14 protein-coding genes are annotated in these 17,059 nt (G+C 38.0%); 12 read left to right on the top strand and 2 right to left on the bottom strand.

What is annotated here, in order from left to right:
• The first annotated feature begins 78 nt into the window (after positions 1-78).
• Genes E1140_RS08185 through E1140_RS08195 form a run of 3 tightly spaced genes read left to right on the top strand, consistent with a single transcriptional unit; the run spans position 79 to position 2,654 of the window.
• Positions 79-684, top strand: coding sequence for an SET domain-containing protein (locus tag E1140_RS08185; protein WP_155181530.1), 606 nt, complete (start codon positions 79-81; stop codon positions 682-684).
• A gap of 40 nt (positions 685-724) precedes the next feature.
• Entirely contained in the window at positions 725-1,282 is a 558-nt protein-coding gene (locus E1140_RS08190; RefSeq protein ID WP_155181533.1) for an acyl-CoA thioesterase, read from the top strand.
• A 13-nt stretch (positions 1,283-1,295) separates the two neighbouring features.
• Positions 1,296-2,654 carry a M24 family metallopeptidase gene (locus tag E1140_RS08195; RefSeq protein ID WP_155181536.1) on the top strand — a complete coding sequence of 453 codons (1,359 nt, stop codon included), beginning with the start codon at positions 1,296-1,298 and terminating at the stop codon, positions 2,652-2,654.
• Between the two features lie 39 nt (positions 2,655-2,693).
• Here the strand turns inward: E1140_RS08195 and E1140_RS08200 are convergent, their stop codons facing one another.
• A complete protein-coding gene (locus tag E1140_RS08200; RefSeq protein WP_155181539.1) occupies positions 2,694-3,770 on the bottom strand; it encodes a TIGR03032 family protein in 1,077 nt (358 codons plus the stop codon).
• A 148-nt stretch (positions 3,771-3,918) separates the two neighbouring features.
• On the opposite strand from E1140_RS08200, the gene E1140_RS08205 reads away from it, so the two are divergent.
• From E1140_RS08205 to E1140_RS08230, 6 genes are all read left to right on the top strand, one after another.
• On the top strand, positions 3,919-4,650 hold the full coding sequence (locus tag E1140_RS08205) for a lysophospholipid acyltransferase family protein (protein WP_343034188.1): 732 nt from the start codon (positions 3,919-3,921) through the stop codon (positions 4,648-4,650).
• Positions 4,640-4,927, top strand: a complete 288-nt coding sequence (gene gatC / locus E1140_RS08210) for an Asp-tRNA(Asn)/Glu-tRNA(Gln) amidotransferase subunit GatC (RefSeq protein ID WP_155181542.1) — start codon at positions 4,640-4,642, stop codon at positions 4,925-4,927. The genes E1140_RS08205 and gatC overlap by 11 nt, the downstream gene beginning before the upstream one ends.
• Before the next feature lies 1 nt (position 4,928).
• The gene (locus E1140_RS08215) at positions 4,929-7,937 is read left to right on the top strand and encodes a hypothetical protein (protein ID WP_155181545.1); all 3,009 of its coding nucleotides are present in this window, start codon (positions 4,929-4,931) and stop codon (positions 7,935-7,937) included.
• 80 nt (positions 7,938-8,017) lie between these two features.
• Positions 8,018-9,100 (top strand): glycine cleavage system aminomethyltransferase GcvT, encoded by a 1,083-nt coding sequence (gene gcvT / locus E1140_RS08220; protein WP_155181548.1) that lies wholly within the window; start codon positions 8,018-8,020, stop codon positions 9,098-9,100.
• Between the two features lie 7 nt (positions 9,101-9,107).
• Positions 9,108-9,842, top strand: a complete 735-nt coding sequence (locus E1140_RS08225; protein WP_185153482.1) for a hypothetical protein — start codon at positions 9,108-9,110, stop codon at positions 9,840-9,842.
• Between the two features lie 276 nt (positions 9,843-10,118).
• Positions 10,119-12,113, top strand: a complete 1,995-nt coding sequence (locus E1140_RS08230) for a GAF domain-containing protein (protein WP_155181556.1) — start codon at positions 10,119-10,121, stop codon at positions 12,111-12,113.
• A 42-nt stretch (positions 12,114-12,155) separates the two neighbouring features.
• On the opposite strand, the gene E1140_RS08235 is transcribed toward E1140_RS08230, so the two are convergent.
• Positions 12,156-14,603 (bottom strand): ABC transporter permease, encoded by a 2,448-nt coding sequence (locus tag E1140_RS08235; protein WP_185153484.1) that lies wholly within the window; start codon positions 14,601-14,603, stop codon positions 12,156-12,158.
• Positions 14,604-14,746: 143 nt separating this feature from the next.
• Here E1140_RS08235 and E1140_RS08240 point away from each other — a divergent pair, with 143 nt between their 5' ends.
• From E1140_RS08240 to E1140_RS08250, 3 genes are all read left to right on the top strand, one after another.
• Complete coding sequence (locus tag E1140_RS08240) at positions 14,747-15,451, top strand: 2-phosphosulfolactate phosphatase (protein ID WP_155181564.1); 705 nt, start codon at positions 14,747-14,749, stop codon at positions 15,449-15,451.
• A gap of 76 nt (positions 15,452-15,527) precedes the next feature.
• The gene (locus tag E1140_RS08245; RefSeq protein ID WP_155181567.1) at positions 15,528-15,860 is read left to right on the top strand and encodes a PadR family transcriptional regulator; all 333 of its coding nucleotides are present in this window, start codon (positions 15,528-15,530) and stop codon (positions 15,858-15,860) included.
• On the top strand, positions 15,853-17,059 hold a 1,207-nt coding region (locus tag E1140_RS08250; RefSeq protein WP_185153485.1), incomplete at its 3' end, for an ABC transporter permease. The genes E1140_RS08245 and E1140_RS08250, both read left to right, overlap by 8 nt.

Raw genomic sequence — 17,059 nt, forward strand, 5'->3', positions numbered from 1 at the left:
TTTATCAAGCGACTGTCGAGGTATACTAACAAATCAAACTTTTTCATACATTCACCGCATCAAATTGCATGAGCAAAGATGATACATTCAAAGACAGAGCTCCGCTTCATCAATGATGAGATAGGCTACGGGGTAGTAGCCACAGATTTCATCCCCGCAGGCACCATTACCTGGGTTTTAGACAAATTAGATAGAGAATTTTCACCTTCAGAAGTTGAAGTTATGGATCAACTTTACAAAGATATTTTAGAGGTATATTCCTATCGAAACAGATATGGCAACTATGTCCTTTGCTGGGATAATGGTCGCTTTGTAAACCACAGCTTCAATTCCAATTGCTTTACTACGGCTTATGATTTTGAGATCGCCATTCGAGACATAAATCCAGGAGAGCAATTAACGGATGACTATGGTTATTTGAATATCTCAGAACCATTTAGAGCTGCGTCAGAAGGCACTAAAAGAAAAGTGGTTTACCCTGATGATCTTGTGCGTTACAGCAAAATTTGGGATAAGAAATTGCTAAGCCCTTTTAAAAGAATTCCTAAAGTAGAACAACCTTTAAGAAACCTGATCAATCATGATAAATGGGAAATGGTTAATCATATTTCTGCCGGTAAAAAGGAAATGGAGTCGTTACTCACATTATATTACCCTCAAAATGGTAGACAGATGGTAGGATAAAACTAAATCTTAAATTTAAGAATAATTGCTATCTTGAAGAATGGAAAACATTGCAGGCAGGACAGTAGAATATTCTAAAACTACCATCACCGAATTGATGATTCCCTCCTATGCAAATTTTGGAGGGAAGATTCATGGTGGTATACTATTATCACTTATTGATAAAGTGGCCTATGCATGTGCCAGCAAGCATGCGGGTAATTACTGCGTTACGGTTTCGGTAGATGGTGTGGAATTTCTGCAACCTGTTGAAGTGGGTGATCTTGTGTCATTGCATGCCTCAGTAAATTATGTGGGTAATACCTCCCTCGTTGTTGGTATCAAAGTAATTGCCGAAAATGTAAAAGTGGGCAGTGTGAAACACACCAACACTTCCTATGTCACTATGGTGTCAAAAGGTGACGACAATAAACCAGCAAAAGTGCCTCCCCTGATTCTTGACAAGCCTGTAGAGGTAAGAAGGTTTTTTGAAGCCATGCGAAGAAAGGAACTTAATAAGTCATTCAATGAAAAAATGGATGAAACCAAATCTCAACTTGACTTAGAAAAAGCCATGCTTATTTTAAAGGCGCAACGATGTATCATCAGACTAGACTAAAAATAAACCATTTATGAACGCTAAACTTTTATCACTTCTATTATTGGTCCTGTTTTTTTCAACTGCCCAGGCTCAACATAAATATCCGACCATCCTGTCAATGCAGGAAAGAGCCCGAGTAATTGACGAAATTCTCGAAGAACGCTTACAGACCATATTACCCCCTATCATGAGAAAGGAAGGCATTGATATGTGGCTTGTTATTTCAAGGGAATATAATGAGGATCCTGTGATTAAGACCATGCTACCTGCTACTTGGCTGGCAGCACGAAGAAGGACTATTCTTGTGATGTATGATCAGGGAGAAGGAAAGCCGTTAGAAACTTTGGCAGTGGCCAGATATGATGTAGGCACTGGTTTTAAAAGCTCTTGGGACAAAGAAAAACAGCCAGATCAATGGCAGAGGCTTGTTGAAATTATTAATGAACGTAACCCTAAGAAAATAGGAATCAATATGTCCACTGACTGGGCTCATGCCGATGGCTTAGTTGTAACGGACTATGAAGAACTTAAAGCAGCCTTAGGTAAGAAAAATAGCGCTAAACTCGTAAGTGCAGAAAAAGTAGCTGTAGGATGGTTAGAAACACGTTCTGCCAGAGAAATGGCCATTTACCCACAGATAGTAAGAATAGCACATGAAATAATAGATGAAGCCTTTTCAGGTAGTGTTATCCACCCTGGAATTACAACAACTGACGATGTGGTTTGGTGGATGCGTGAGAAGATCAGGGAGCTAAAATTAACAACCTGGTTTCATCCTAGTGTATCAGTACAGAGAGGTGACAGTGAGTCTTTCGATCATTTAAGGTCTTTCTCAAAAAGACCTGAGAAAAATGTAATCATGCCGGGTGACTTACTGCATTGTGACTTTGGTATCACTTATCTAAGGCTTAATACAGACACACAGCAACACGCCTATATATTAAGGCCTGGTGAAACAGAAGCTCCTGAATACCTTAAGGCAGCTTTCAAGAATGGCAATAGACTTCAGGATATCTTTACCAATAATTTCAAAGAAGGAAAGACCGGAAATCAGGTTTTAAAAAAGTCACGAGAGGCAGCTATTGCTGAAGGCATTAAACCTTCAATCTACACCCACCCTATTGGTTATCACGGTCATGCAGCCGGTACAACATTAGGCATGTGGGACTCACAAGGTGGTGTGCCTGGAGATGGTGACTATCCTTTGCACCTGAACACGGCATATAGTATAGAATTAAATGCCTCAACATATATTAAGGAATGGGACAAGGAAATCAGGATAATGCTTGAAGAAGATGCTTATTTTGATAAAAGTGGGGTCTGGTATATCGATGGCCGCCAGACAGACATTTTGTTAATCCCAAGAGTCTCGAAGGTTAATACAGACTAAAAAATAAGGGCCATTTGAATATTCAAATGGCCCTTATTTTTATGATTGATCTTCTTTGGCTTCAGTTTGAGCCCAGAACACTTCCTTTTCTGTAATTACCGATGTTTTATGCAGCTGCTTACTATGATTTAAAATATTTGGACGTATTAATCCTGGTAATACTTTTAAATCAAAGAGTTCTTCCACAGATGTATTATACAATATATGCCCACATGGCTGACCAGTTGGTATATAAATTACGCTTATGCCACATACAACCGAGTTTTTTGCCACAGGGGCTTCATTAAAAAGTGAGCTATTTGGTCTTAACTTTGATGTTGCCACAAACAGATAATCTCCAATTCTGTCCATACCCCGCACAAAGCCATTCAGCTTTGTAACTACATCATATTTTCCATCGGCTAGATTTACCTTAACTACTTCACCAGTAGCAGAGAGCAGCATCCATAATCCGTCTTTATAAATCCTCGGTGAATGTGGAACTGGCAGTGCATCTCCTATAATTTCATTAGAATCAATATCCATTAGAATACCACCAGTAAGCATTTTTTCTTTCCATTCTCTTGCACTATCTCCACGCCCAAGAGCAGAAACATATTTTGGTTTACCATTTTCATCAATGGCCAGTCCATTCAAGTGGCATCTATCTTCTGGTTTTAAGTCTGTAATAAAATGAGGTTTCCACATATCAGTAAAGCTGAAATCAGCATTGAACTTAGATAAGCAACTAAAAAGTGTATTCACACCAACCAATCCGTCATCAGTATAGCTTATATCATGCAGGTCAAGAACTCCAGTGTGATAGGTCACTCTGGGAATAAATAAGCTATCATAGGTATTTGGATTCGCAGGATAGTTGGTTGCCATGCCTGCAGAATTTGTAGTTATGATTAGTTCATCTCTTGTCGCAACTGCCCACTGCCCATTATGAAGTGCCATACCCATAGGTTTATCAAAATTTCTAGGCAGCTGAATAAGTTGATTCTGATCCTTTGGTGAAAAGATAACAACCTTACCAGTCTGGTAAGTGCTTATGGCTAACGAACATTTAAGCCCTAGCAAGAGCTCTGGTATATTTGGCGAGTAAGTATAACTAAACGGAGGTGGTGGTGTCATGTTATTTCATCTAAGTAACACGATGCATAATCATACATCATGACAGTTTAAAACTATAAACATTTAGATGTAAATCCTTAGATATTAATTAGAGTGAGTTAAAATTTTTAGTCATTTTGCATGATAATTAACAAATCAGACTTTATCAGTGCAAATCTTTAGGTGGGGCTACACATTTTATGCGGCATTAATTTTTGTTACCCTCTTCATTCTTTTGCTTCCTTTTTTCTGCGTTCCTATCGTATTCAAATCAAGGCATAAATGGATAGGCCAGCTCAACCGAATCTGGGCTAAACTATTTTTCTGGCTACTATTCTTCAAAAACAAAAATGAGCTGAGATTTACTCCATTGAAAAATGGGCAATATATCTTTTGTCCCAACCACTTCTCATATTTAGACATTCCAACTATGGGGTTGAATCCGATCAGCTCGATATTCGTTGGTAAGAATGATATGGAAAAAGTGCCGCTGTTTGGATGGATGTATAGAAAGCTGCACATCACGGTAGACAGAAACAGCATGAAAAGTAAATACTCCACCATCATTAATTCATTAAAAGCAGTTGATGAAGGAAAAAACCTGATGATATTTCCCGAGGGTGGTATGTTGACTACTGAGCCTCCAAAAATGGTTAGGTTCAAAGATGGAGCCTTCAGGGTGGCTATTGAGAAACAAATTCCTATTGTGCCTGTAACTATTCCTTTTAATTGGATAATTTTACCAGACGGAAGTTGGACGCCAAAAAGGCGCTTACTTAAAGTAATATATCACGAGCCTTTGGAAACAAAAGGTTTGACTTTGGAAGATGTAGCTACTTTAAGACAAAAGACTTACGAGATCATAGATCAGGAATTGAAGCAACAGCTCGATGAAAATTGATAGAGAACTATTGAACAAAACAGCTCATTTGGCAAGACTTGAGTTTGACGAAAATACTGCCGAAGAAATGATGGCAGATATGACGAAAATCATCACATGGGTTGAAAAATTGAATGAAGTCAACACTGACAATGTCGCTCCGCTTACTACAATGTCTCACGAGGTAAATGTGTTAAGAAATGATGAAGTTAAACCACATTTAAGTCATGAGCGAGCATTGAGAAATGCTCCTAAAAAGGATTCTGACTATTTCAGAGTCCCTAAAGTATTGGAGTAATATGAAACAAAACCTTTTTTGGGAAGCCTGGCCAAAGCCACAAAAGCTTACCTACCTTGTGCTTTTAGTCGCATTTGTATTATCAATGATTTGGATGGCATTCAGCCATTTCAAAGGATATGAAAACACGCTTGACTGGAATATTCTGGCTCAGGGTGACAAAGCATCGGTAGTTGTAGATGAATTTAAAGTTGGACCTTTTAATCTTACGCAGACTACAGAAAACACCATCTACTTTCAGAAATATGCTGGCACAGCACCTGCAATCAACACATTCTCTTACTATGCCTTTTTAGCAGCACTTTCAGTCGTAGCCGTACTCATAATTACAGTTATAAGCTCATTTTCAGGTTTCTGGTATTATTTAGGGGTAAGTATTTTCGCGTTTTTCTTAAGCAGTTTGAAGTTCGAGTTATTGCTCCTATTTGGAGAAGGAAATAAAGTAGGGTTAATTATAGCTCTGGTTTTGTTTTTACCGCTCTCCTATTTCTTTCATTCTATTAGGCCTGACATTTCAATACTTAAGAGATTTGGAGCTTTTGCGCTGGTGGCAACACTTTTCGCTGGCTTGATCCAATTCACATCAGACTTGCCATCTCCATTTCTTTACTTATCGACATCATTTACAAGTTCAGCGCTGGTTTTATCCATCATATTCATATTCATCATCGCTCATGAAATCATTGCTTTGTTTGTCTACATACTCTACGGTCAGGGCTTAAAATCGGTAAACAATGGATTCGGACACCTAATGGTGATCAGTGTTATCTATTTAGTTAATGTAGCACTAGCGTTACTCTATGAAATCAGGCTCATTGATTGGGACTTCCTTTATATCAATGTATTCCTTTTACTAGTTATATCAGCTATTCTAGGTATTTGGGGATTCAGGCAGCAGGAGAATCAATATGAGTTCATGATGAAATTTAGTCCTCAGGGTGCTATCCTATATTTAATAATGGGCATTGGGTGCTTTGTTACCATCGCTCAATTTGAAACTACAGGAAATGACCCCGGCCTTGAAGTATTCAGAGATTTTATACTTTATAGTCACATAGGATTCGGCCTGATATTCCTTTTCTATATCATTGCAAATTTTGGCGCTTTATTAAAATCGAAAGTAGCCATTTACAAGGTGCTTTATAAACCTACCAGCATGCCTTTCTTTACTTTTCGGTTTGGTGGGTTGATTATCGTTATAGCATTGATACTAAGAGCCAACTGGCAAGTTCCAGTTTTTCAATCACGTGCCGCATATTTTAATGGAGTGGCTGATGTTCACTATGCTGCTGGCGATCCTCTATTAGCGGAACGTTATTATTTAGAAGCCGCTAACCATGCACTTAACGGCCATAAGGCAAATTATGCACTGGGCAAGATCTCTGAAAAGAATAATGAAACTGTAAGAGCTACTGTCAAATACAAGGCCGCAATTGCTAAAAACCCAAGCCCTTATGCTTATGTCAATCTAACCAATCTGTATCTAAGTGAAGATCGTTTTTTCGATGCCTTATTCAATGCTAAAGAGGCTGCTGAAAAATTTCCAAACAACCCAGAAGTACTAAATACTTTAGGCTTGCTTTATGGGAAAACCAATATTATTGATTCAGCCATTTTTTACCTTGATAAAGCAGCAAAAATATCACCAGAACAAGGCGCTGCATTAAGCAATATCTTTGGCCTATTGGCGAAAAATGATTTGCAAAACGTACTCGATTCAGCACTATCGGACTATCAGATACACGATGATCCCATCAGCAGCAATAATTTGTTAGTCGTTAATAATAAATCAAATCAATATACAGATTTCAAATATCAACCGGTTGACTCGACATTGAGCGCTATCGATGCCACACTGCTCAACAATCAGTCAATCAACAATCTTTTTGGTATAGATTCGGCAGCCACTAAATATCTTTTAGAATATAGTGATGTAGCTGGTAATGCTGCCTTCAAAGAAGGCCTTGAATATGTGGCTTGTCTTGGACTCTATAAAAATGGAGATGTAAATACAGCCTTCAGAAAACTGAATTGGCTAGCCAATTCCAGTGAAAAAATTGCGGGTAAATATTTTGATGATGTTGGTCTCTGGGCATTAGATCAACAAGCCTATGGTGTAGCCATTGAATATTTTAACTGGTCACTTCAAAGAGACTATGAAGATGCTAAGTTTCACTTGGCCATTGCTTTTTCTGAAAACCAGAACATACCCCAGGCAATAGAACAATGGCAGGCATTAAGAGACGGTAAAGACGAAAGTTTAAAACCAATAGCCAATCAAATGATCTCAATATTGACTTCTAGTCCGGCCTCTTTTGATGGCAAAGAAAATGAACTTTATCTCTACACCAGGTATGTTTTGTCAGCTCAGGATACGACTGTTTTCAAATCAATCGTAAACAAAATAAGCAGCCCTGAATACAAGGCACAAGCTATTCTTGACATGGCCAACAAGCTTTGGAAGAGAGACTGGACTGATGCTGCCGTATCGGTCTACAGTCAACTGGCAGATTTAGAGCTAAGCGATCAGGCACTTTACAATAAAATTCAGCACTTCGAATTAAAAATGCTTGCTGAGCAAGGAAGTATCAGAGGCCTAGCACAAAAGATAAATCAGGGAATTACCTTTTCTTCTGAAGAATTCACAGAGCGTGAATATTATAAAGGACTGATCAGCGAGGTTAACGGTGACACCCTAAATGCAACCAAGAGTTATGATTATGTTGCTTTTCGCAATCCGTTCTTTGTAGAAGCGGTGGTTGGATCTGCCAGATATTTCAACCAAACAGAACCTTTTAAGGCATATCACATTTTACTTAATGCTTTAGAAGTTAACCCAAGGTCAATCAAACTATTGAAAGCCTATATACTTCAGAGTGCTGAAGTTCAGCAAAATGTGTCAGCTGAAATAGCACTTGAAACATTGGAGACTTTAGTTAGTCAAAAAGAATTCAACGACATAGAAAATCAATATTTTGAATTGGTTGAAAAGAGAAAATCGGAGTGGTAGTTTAAAATATCAAACGATTGAAACCGACCGAATAAATTAATTATTAACTTTGGCCCTTCTTAAAAAAAGACTGTAAACCCATGGAACTAAAGAAAATTGCCCTTAACGATCTTCACGAAAAACTTGGTGCTAAAATGGTACCTTTTGCTGGTTACAATATGCCTGTAAGGTACACCTCTGATATTGAAGAGCACATGACCGTAAGAAATGGCGTAGGTATGTTTGACGTATCGCACATGGGTGAGTTTTTAGTTTCCGGCCCTAATGCCCTGGCTCTGATACAGAAAGTGACCAGCAACGATGCTTCTAAATTGGCTATTGGTAAAGCGCAATACTCTTGTTTGCCAAATGATGACGGTGGTATTGTGGATGACTTACTAGTTTATCAAATGAAAGAAGAGCAGTACCTGTTGGTAGTCAATGCTTCTAATATTGAAAAAGATTGGAACTGGATAAGCTCCAAAAATGATGTTGGCGCTGAGATGAAAAACATTTCAGATGACTTTTCTCTTTTCGCTATTCAAGGCCCAAAGGCGACTGAAACGCTACAGAAATTGACAAGTGTAAACCTGTCAGAGATCAAGTTCTATAATTTTGAAGTGGGTGATTTTGCAGGTGCAGAGCACGTTATTATTTCAGCTACAGGCTATACTGGTGCAGGTGGATTTGAAATATACATGCATAATAAAGATGCAGAGATGATCTGGAATAAGATTATGGAGGCCGGTGCTGAATTTGATATTAAACCTATAGGCCTGGGTGCTCGTGATACACTTAGAATGGAGATGGGCTATTGCTTATATGGTAATGACATCGATGATACGACTTCACCATTAGAAGCTGGCTTAGGTTGGATAACCAAATTCACTAAAGAATTCACCAACTCTGCAGCGCTACAAAAACAAAAAGAAGATGGAGTAACTAAAAAACTAATAGGTTTTAAAATGATTGACAGAGGTATTCCTCGTCATGATTATGAGATCCATGATGCTGATGGCAATAACATTGGTAGAGTGACTTCTGGAACACAGTCACCTGTTCTGTCTCAAGGCATAGGCATGGGCTATGTTGCCAAAGAATTTACTGCTTCTGGAACTGAAATTTTTATTGCTGTTAGAAATAAAGCTTTAAAGGCTGAGGTGAACAAGTTGCCTTTGATTTAGAGTGATTATGCTAAATCATTTCAAGTTAGTTAGCGTAATAATTTTGATATTCATCGCTCTTCTATCTTCATGTGAAAAACCCGAATATACTATTACAGGACATTGGCATGAAGTTTTAAATGGAAAAGTGCTTCATTGTTATCATCTTACTGATAGTACATTTGCAGTAGATGAATTAACCGTAGGATATAAAAATCCATATGAATACATCAACAATAGAAGAGCATTGTATTCAGAGGCCAACTTCGAATACTCAGTTGATTACCAAGTTCTAGAAAATAGAATCATATTCAATGATTCCATAGAGTGGTTTAGGGTTAAAAATGACCTTGATGAATTTATTGCTGATTTATCAATTGGATTAAAAGTCTCTATCGAACCTCCAGAATTGAATGACAGGGAATTTGATTTTCCTTATAAAATTGATAATGCCACATATCTCTATATTGGAAGATTGAAAAATATTCTCACAGCTACAGGTGAGGATTTCGAAATTCAAATGAATGACGTAATGAGTCCTATCAATGATGTGGCAGTTTATGTCAGTTGTGGTCACTGTAATATGAATGAAAAAATAGCAGTTCTAAATGCAGATAAAGATGTTCCTGAACCTTTAATTCAATCAATCGTTGACGAAGTTCTAAGAGGTGGAATTTTAAGACACAATATTTATACTACGGCAATTGATAAAAATGAAATGTCCATGGGTTTAGTTCAGAAGTTTCCAAAGAGCTCTGACTAAATGAAATTTCGAAATGATTCCGGCTCAAGGCCGGAATGACAACTTTTCGATTTTTCTTTTTGTCATTGCGGGCTTGACCCGCAATCCTCAACAATCATTAACCTTAGCGCAATTTCCTTCAAAACTCAGCCTGAATACCTTGTATAATTATCCTATTAATTAATATATATACCATATTTATACCTTTTGAGTGTTTTTTAACACCTAAAAAGCACAAAAACACTTGCTCATTTTTTAATTGGACGTACTTTTGGCCCTTACTCTACTTTTTGCCTTATGTTTAAAAACATGACCATTAAAAAGAAGATGATCATTTTCATCTTAGGCCTTACAGTAATAATATACTCTGTCACCCTGGGCTACACCATATACAACCTGCGTTCAGATGCCATCAATGAAGCCAAAAAACTTGCCGATACTTATGCTTCAGATAAAGCAAATGACATAAAAGCCAAGCTGGATGAAGACATGGCAATTACCAGAGCTATGGCACTCATTGTTCAGGATTACGTGACATTGCCTACCAATGAGCGTGAGGAAATGCAGTTTAGATTGATGAAGAATATTTTGGCAGAGTATCCAAAATATGAAGCAGTCTGGATGAGTTGGCAGCTTCAATACATAGATACTGCATGGACAAATAATTACGGTCGATTAAGTATTAACTGCTATTGGGATAATGGAAATATTAAAACCTCCCAGGAACGTAAAGATCTTACAGGTTTTGTAACCGATGGATTGTACTACAGACTCCTAATGGACAAAGAGGAAGTACTGACTGAGCCTTATGAGTTTGACTCCTACGATGTAGATGCAGACGGCACATTGCTAGCAGTATCACCAACCAAAACATTAATTAATGAAGCAGGGGAACCTATTGGAGTGATAGGAACTGACATGTCATTAGAGGAATATAGTAAAATGACCGTTGTGGAAGATTATCAGCAGGGGTATGCCTTTTTAGCCTCAAACAACGGAACTATAGTCGCACACAAAAACTTAAAGCTCACCAACAAACCACTTAGTAAGTTAGACTATTATGATCAGTTAGATACTGATTTGCTAGAGGTTGTAAAAACAGGAGAAGCTGTTTCATTTACCACTTACAGCTCTGAATTTAATGGTGATGTTTATTTATCGATTGCACCAATCGCTGTAGGCCGGTCCGATGCACCATGGTCTGTGGGTATTATAGTACCCTATTCTGAAATTACTGATTCTATTAATGCCACATTTTGGTTTATGATTATCGTTGCCATAATTGGGTTGTTACTACTTACCGCAGTAATACTAAAAATCAGTAATGATATTGTGAGTTCATTAATGAAGACAAGCACAATATTGAAAGATATCTCCAAAGGAGAAATCAACATGGAGAACAAGCTTGATGTAGACAGCAAGAATCAACTGGGACAAATGTCGCAGTCGGTTAATGTACTGATGGATGAGCTTAACAAAAAGGCCAGCTTCTCTAAATTGATTGGTGAAGGAAATTTAGAAGCAGATTTTGAGGTAGCAGGAGAAAATGACATGCTCGGTCACTCACTTTTAGAAATGCGTAATAGTCTGAAACAAGCAGAAAAAGATAGCTCGCGCAGAAGATGGGCCAATGAAGGCCTGGCCAAATTTGCAGAGATATTGCAGTCAGATGCAGATAACCTGGATGCGCTTTGCAATGATATCATCAGCAACCTTGTCAGGTATATGGATATTATTCAGGGAGGTATATTCCTGATCAATGATGAGGATGAGAATGACAAGTACATTGAACTTAAAGGGGCTTATGCTTACGACCGCAAAAAGTGGATTGACAAAAGAATAGAAATGAATGAAGGTCTAGTGGCTCAGGCCATGTTAGAGCAAAAGTATCTTTATCTCAGAGAAGTACCTGAAGACTATGTCAATATCACTTCCGGACTTGGTGAAGCTAAGCCTAATGTTGTTCTGATTGTGCCACTAATGCTTAACGGAGAAGTTTTTGGAGCGCTGGAGCTGGTTTCATTTAACGAGATTGAGGATTATAGAATACAATTCCTTGAAAAATTAGCGGAGAATATAGCCTCTACTGTATCTTCTGCTAAGATTAACTATACCACTAAAAAACTTCTTGAGCAGTCTAAACTACAAGCCGAAGAACTTAAAGGCCAAGAGGAAGAAATGCGCCAGAATATGGAGGAGCTTCAGGCCACGCAAGAAGAAATGATTAGGAAAGAACAGGAATACTTAGATAAAATTAAAAAGCTTGAGGAAAACCGTCCTGATAAGGATTAATTCCTCAAGCCTTTGAGTTCTGCCCTGATTCTTAAAAGTTATTTATTCTGAGCTTAATGTTTGTGCAGGGTTTGCTCTTGCCACTTTCAAGCATTGGTAGCTAATTGTTACTATTGCTATAAATAGTGTAGCTCCCCCAGCCAATAAAAAGGAGTCCACTCCGATACCAATGCGGTATTCAAATTCGCTCATCCAGCTTTCTGCAAAGTAGATAGTCATTGGTACTGAAATGATTAATGCTATGACTATAATTAAAACATAGCTTTTTGAAAGTAACATGATGATATTATTCATTGGCGCTCCTAAAACCTTACGAACACTTATCTCTTTAATTCGCTCATTCATAGTAAGTGTAGCCAGTGCAAATAGCCCCATAGAACCAATTAAAAGTGCTAAGAAAGTTGCCGAAGAAACAATCTTACCAAGATTTTGCTCAGCTTCATATTGTCTTGCCATACCTTCATCAATGAAGTTAAAATCGAAGGGCTCATCACCATATACTTTTACCCAATCAGCCTTAATCTGCTCCAAAGTAGTATCAAATGTGTTAGGTGCAATTCTAACCAGAACCTTAGGACTTGGGTCAGCCTCCATATTAATGTTATTAGCCGAACTGAAGCCAATTTCAATGTTCTGAGTCAATATTAATGGCTCTATTTTATTGTGCAGAGAAGCAAAATGAAAGTCTTTGACCACACCTATTATCTCATGATCTATTGCATTAGGGTTTGGTATTTTTGCGCCAATAGGATTATCCAGTCCAAATTCCTTCACAAAAGCTTCGTTAACTATAATGCTTCTCCTCTTATCAGCTTCATTATCTACTTCAAAATTTCTTCCAGCTACCAATTCCATTTTCAGTGAAGGAATATACCCTGGGTCTACAGCATTCATTCTAAACTGTCTCAAATTCTCAGTTTCCGGCTCTGTCCATCCCAATTGAATCCAACCACCCTGACCAAAGTTTTGTGATGAAACTCCCAAATCCAAAATATTGCTGTTAGATGCCAACTGAGTCTTCAATATTTGTGCTTTATCCAACCCTTTAGATATTTGATCTCTGAGCCCCCTTGCGCTCGGCACATTTATCGGTACACTTATTACCTGATCGATATCAAAACCAAGATTTTTAGTTTGAAGGAAATTCAATTGCTTTTGCATTAAAACTGTAGTAGAAACTAAGAATATTGACAACACAAACTGGCCTGTAACTAATGCCATTTTAAAATAATGCTTGCTTCCAGCTGATGCGGCACCTCCTTTTAAAACCTTAGTGGGCTGGAATGCTGAAATAATAAATGCTGGGTAAATGGATGCCACCAGTCCCACCAAAGCAGCCAGAGCAACAAACATCAAGATGTTATCAAGCCCCAATTCCATTTTTAAATTATTATTGGCAAGTTCGTTAAACATGGGCAGTGCAACTCTCGCCAAAATCAAAGCCACACCTAATGAAAAAACTGCTAGAAGTACACCTTCCGAAATTAACTGCTTACTCAACTGACTTCTGCTAGCACCAATTGCTTTTCTCACACCAATTTCTTTAGCTCTGGCGGAAGATTTTCCAACCGACAATATCATAAAATTGACACATCCCAAGATCAGGATTAATGCAGCAATACCCGATAAAATGTAGGTGTATTTTGGATCACTCACCGCTGCATATGCCGGAGGAAAATCACTATTTAAGTGGATATCTAACATTGGCTGTAAATGAATGCTATATGGATCTTCTCTTTCTTTACCCAGCACTTTATCTACCAGGCTCACTAGTTTTGCCTCGAACTCTTTTTGATTAACACCTTCCTTGAGCATCACATAATTGGCACCCATGATCATGTGCCAAGTGTTAATTACGGGGTCAGGAAAAACAAATTTTGCATTCTCGTCCGAAATCAAAAACTCAAAGGACAAACTTGAGTTAGATGGCAACTCGTCAAGCACTGCAACAACAGTGAAAATTTTATCCTCCTCACCAAGTGTCATTTTCAACTGCTCTCCAACAGCGCCAGTGGTAGCAAAATATTTTTCAGCCACCGCCTTCGTAATGACAATATCTTCAGGACTTTCTAATGCAGACTTAACAGAACCTGTGAGCACAGGAAAATCGAACATCTTGAAGAAACCTTCAGATACCATATTTATGGTTTCTGCAAAATTTTGATCCTGATATTCTACCTGTTGAGGGAAAGAGCTAAATGTGCTATAAGCCGCTAGGTCATCATAGTCCTCATCCATCAACCTTGTAACGTTAAAGGGTGTATAGGTAAAGTCCTGCATTCCTCCACCTGGAGCATCAGTTGTATTATATACCCTGTATATTCTATCCGCTTTTGAATGAAATTGATCAAAAGTCCATTCGTTTTTCACAAATAGTATAATAATAATACAGCAAGCTATGCCTATAGCCAGACTACCAATGTTGATTAGTGAAGTGAGCTTAGTTTTCCAGAAATTTCTGAGTGCGATTTTAAGATAATTCTTGACCATGGAAGTGTTATTTAGGTATTTGAGATACAAGCAATAATACTCGGTATATTTTAGAAGGTTACTCTCAGACATGTTAAAAGAAGTTAAATGCGCTTCTAAGGCTTACTTTCATTAATATTGTAGCGCTAATTGATATGATAAATATGAAGACTGTTGACGTTTGCCTGAGCCCCGACCTTATTCATCTGTATGATGTTTCTGATAAAGTTGTAGTGGTTGTTGATATACTTAGAGCTACATCGTGTATGACTGCGGGTCTGGCTTACGGGGTGGAAAGCATTACCCCATATGAGAACCTTGAGCAATGTGAAAAAATGAAGGAGAATGGCTACCTGATTGCAGGAGAGCGCAACGGCCAGAAAGTTGAGGGCTTTGACCTTGGCAACTCTCCATTCGACTATATGAATGAAAAGGTAAGAGGTAAAAAAGTGGCAGTTACCACCACCAATGGAACTGTAGCAATAGAAAAATCAAGAAGAGCCATTGAAGTTGTAATCGGATCATTTCTTAATATTTCAGCTGTGGCTGATCATCTTAAAAATCAGAAGCAGAATGTACTCATCTTGTGTGCGGGCTGGAAAGGTAAAGTGAACCTTGAAGATTCATTATTCGCAGGGGCTCTGGTTAATAAGATAAAAGATAAATTTGAGTTTGAATGTGACGCTCCGCTTCTGGCGCATTCTACATACCTACACATGAAGGATGAAATGCTCAGCAGGGTTCAGAATTCATCTCATGCCAAAAGATTAAATAAGCTCAATGTTAAAAAAGACATTGCCTATTGTCTTACAGAAGATGAGTTTGAGGTTGTTCCAACACTCAAAAATGGCGAATTGGTTATTGGCTAATCAAAAATTTAAACCATATTATAACATTAGTTCTCAAAAATAGAAACTAATTATTCCTATCTCCGTATTGGAGATTATGAAAGGATTTTTAGGTGAATTTGAAGAACTGGTTTTGCTCACTATTGCTACTCTTGGTAACGATGCCTACGGTGTGGCTATCAAAGAGCAGATTCAATTAAGAGCTAATCGATCAATTAGTATAGGTGCTTTACACTCCACCATCTCCAGACTAGAGGACAAGGGTTATTTAAATTCTCATTTGGGCGGTGCGACAGCTGAACGAGGAGGTCGTAAAAAGCGCTTTTTCGAACTTACTGAAGATGCTAAGCTGGCACTAGGTGCAATGAAAAGTCTGAGAGATGATCTTTGGAATGAGTCACAGGTTAAATTAGGTTTCAGCAATGAATAGCCAACATCAGCCACCAAAATTTGCCCAATGGATGCTCAATATTTTCTGTAGAGCAGATTATATTGAAGACCTCATAGGAGATCTTGACGAAGAATATTATCATAATTCAGAAACAAAATCTTTAGCACAAGCCAATTGGCTTTATTACAAAGAGGTTTTTAGCCTAATACTTTCTTATGCACTGGTCAAGCGCAAAAAAGATCATTCTTTTCATGCTTATTCAACAACTCAAAACAACATAGCAATGCTCAAAAATTATTTTAAAGTGGCATTAAGAAGCCTCAACAAACAGAAGTTATTTACCGGAATCAATATCATCGGACTTGCATTCGGGATGTCAATAGGAATACTCTTTATTACCCTCATTTCCTTTGTGCACACATATGATAACTTCCATGAAAATAAGGAGAACATCTACCGCATCATCACTAACACCGATGACAAGGTAAAAGAAAAGCGACTGGCCTCTTCCCCTGCACCTCTCGCTCAACTATTAGAAGATGACCAGTCTGGGTTTGGACAAATAATTCGGATTAATAATTCACTAAAGGCTGAAGCTAATTATGACTCGAAACAGCTACCTACGTCAGGGCTTTTTGTTGATGATAATTTTTTTGATGCATTCTCTTTTGATCTATTAGAAGGAGATAAATCACTGAATGATCCTTATAGCATATTATTGACACAATCATTCGCTACAAAGCTCTTTTCTGATAAAGACCCCATTGGTGAAACAATAATTATGGGTGAGATGGGTGAATATATAGTGAAGGGAATTTTAAAAGACGTGCCTAAAAACTCCCATATGTGGTTTGAGGTGTTGGTTCCCTATGAAGCACTCACACGACTATCTCAAAACGGCAGGCTCAAGACTAACCTAAATGATTGGAAAGACTTTCGAAGGAATTACACCTATCTTATGTTGCCCGATAACAAGAGTATAGACGACCTGACCAATAAGTTGAATCAAATTGCAGTTGAGGAGTTTAAAAAAATAGATCAGTTTGATGCATCATTTAGAATTCAACATTTATCAGAAGTAGCTCTAGGTAGCGACACCAGTGATGAGTTAGGCACCTCTTGGGGTACTGAAATTTATTTGATGGGCCTTGCCTTTACATTACTTATTTTACTTCCTGCTTGTTTCAATTATGCTAATATTTCAACGGCAAGGGCACTTAGTAGAGCAAAGGAAATTG

The organism is Fulvivirga lutimaris, from assembly GCF_009711525.1.
GTDB classification, from domain to species: domain Bacteria; phylum Bacteroidota; class Bacteroidia; order Cytophagales; family Cyclobacteriaceae; genus Fulvivirga; species Fulvivirga lutimaris.

Excerpts from the sequence above, each read along its gene's own strand:
- E1140_RS08185 (WP_155181530.1), top strand. The coding sequence starts at position 79 with ATGATACATTCAAAGACAGAGCTCCGCTTCATCAATGATGAGATAGGC.
- E1140_RS08190 (WP_155181533.1), top strand. The coding sequence starts at position 725 with ATGGAAAACATTGCAGGCAGGACAGTAGAATATTCTAAAACTACCATC.
- E1140_RS08195 (WP_155181536.1), top strand. The coding sequence starts at position 1,296 with ATGAACGCTAAACTTTTATCACTTCTATTATTGGTCCTGTTTTTTTCA.
- E1140_RS08200 (WP_155181539.1), bottom strand. The coding sequence starts at position 3,770 with ATGACACCACCACCTCCGTTTAGTTATACTTACTCGCCAAATATACCA.
- gatC (WP_155181542.1), top strand. The coding sequence starts at position 4,640 with ATGAAAATTGATAGAGAACTATTGAACAAAACAGCTCATTTGGCAAGA.
- E1140_RS08215 (WP_155181545.1), top strand. The coding sequence starts at position 4,929 with ATGAAACAAAACCTTTTTTGGGAAGCCTGGCCAAAGCCACAAAAGCTT.
- gcvT (WP_155181548.1), top strand. The coding sequence starts at position 8,018 with ATGGAACTAAAGAAAATTGCCCTTAACGATCTTCACGAAAAACTTGGT.
- E1140_RS08225 (WP_185153482.1), top strand. The coding sequence starts at position 9,108 with ATGCTAAATCATTTCAAGTTAGTTAGCGTAATAATTTTGATATTCATC.
- E1140_RS08230 (WP_155181556.1), top strand. The coding sequence starts at position 10,119 with ATGTTTAAAAACATGACCATTAAAAAGAAGATGATCATTTTCATCTTA.
- E1140_RS08235 (WP_185153484.1), bottom strand. The coding sequence starts at position 14,603 with ATGGTCAAGAATTATCTTAAAATCGCACTCAGAAATTTCTGGAAAACT.
- E1140_RS08240 (WP_155181564.1), top strand. The coding sequence starts at position 14,747 with ATGAAGACTGTTGACGTTTGCCTGAGCCCCGACCTTATTCATCTGTAT.
- E1140_RS08245 (WP_155181567.1), top strand. The coding sequence starts at position 15,528 with ATGAAAGGATTTTTAGGTGAATTTGAAGAACTGGTTTTGCTCACTATT.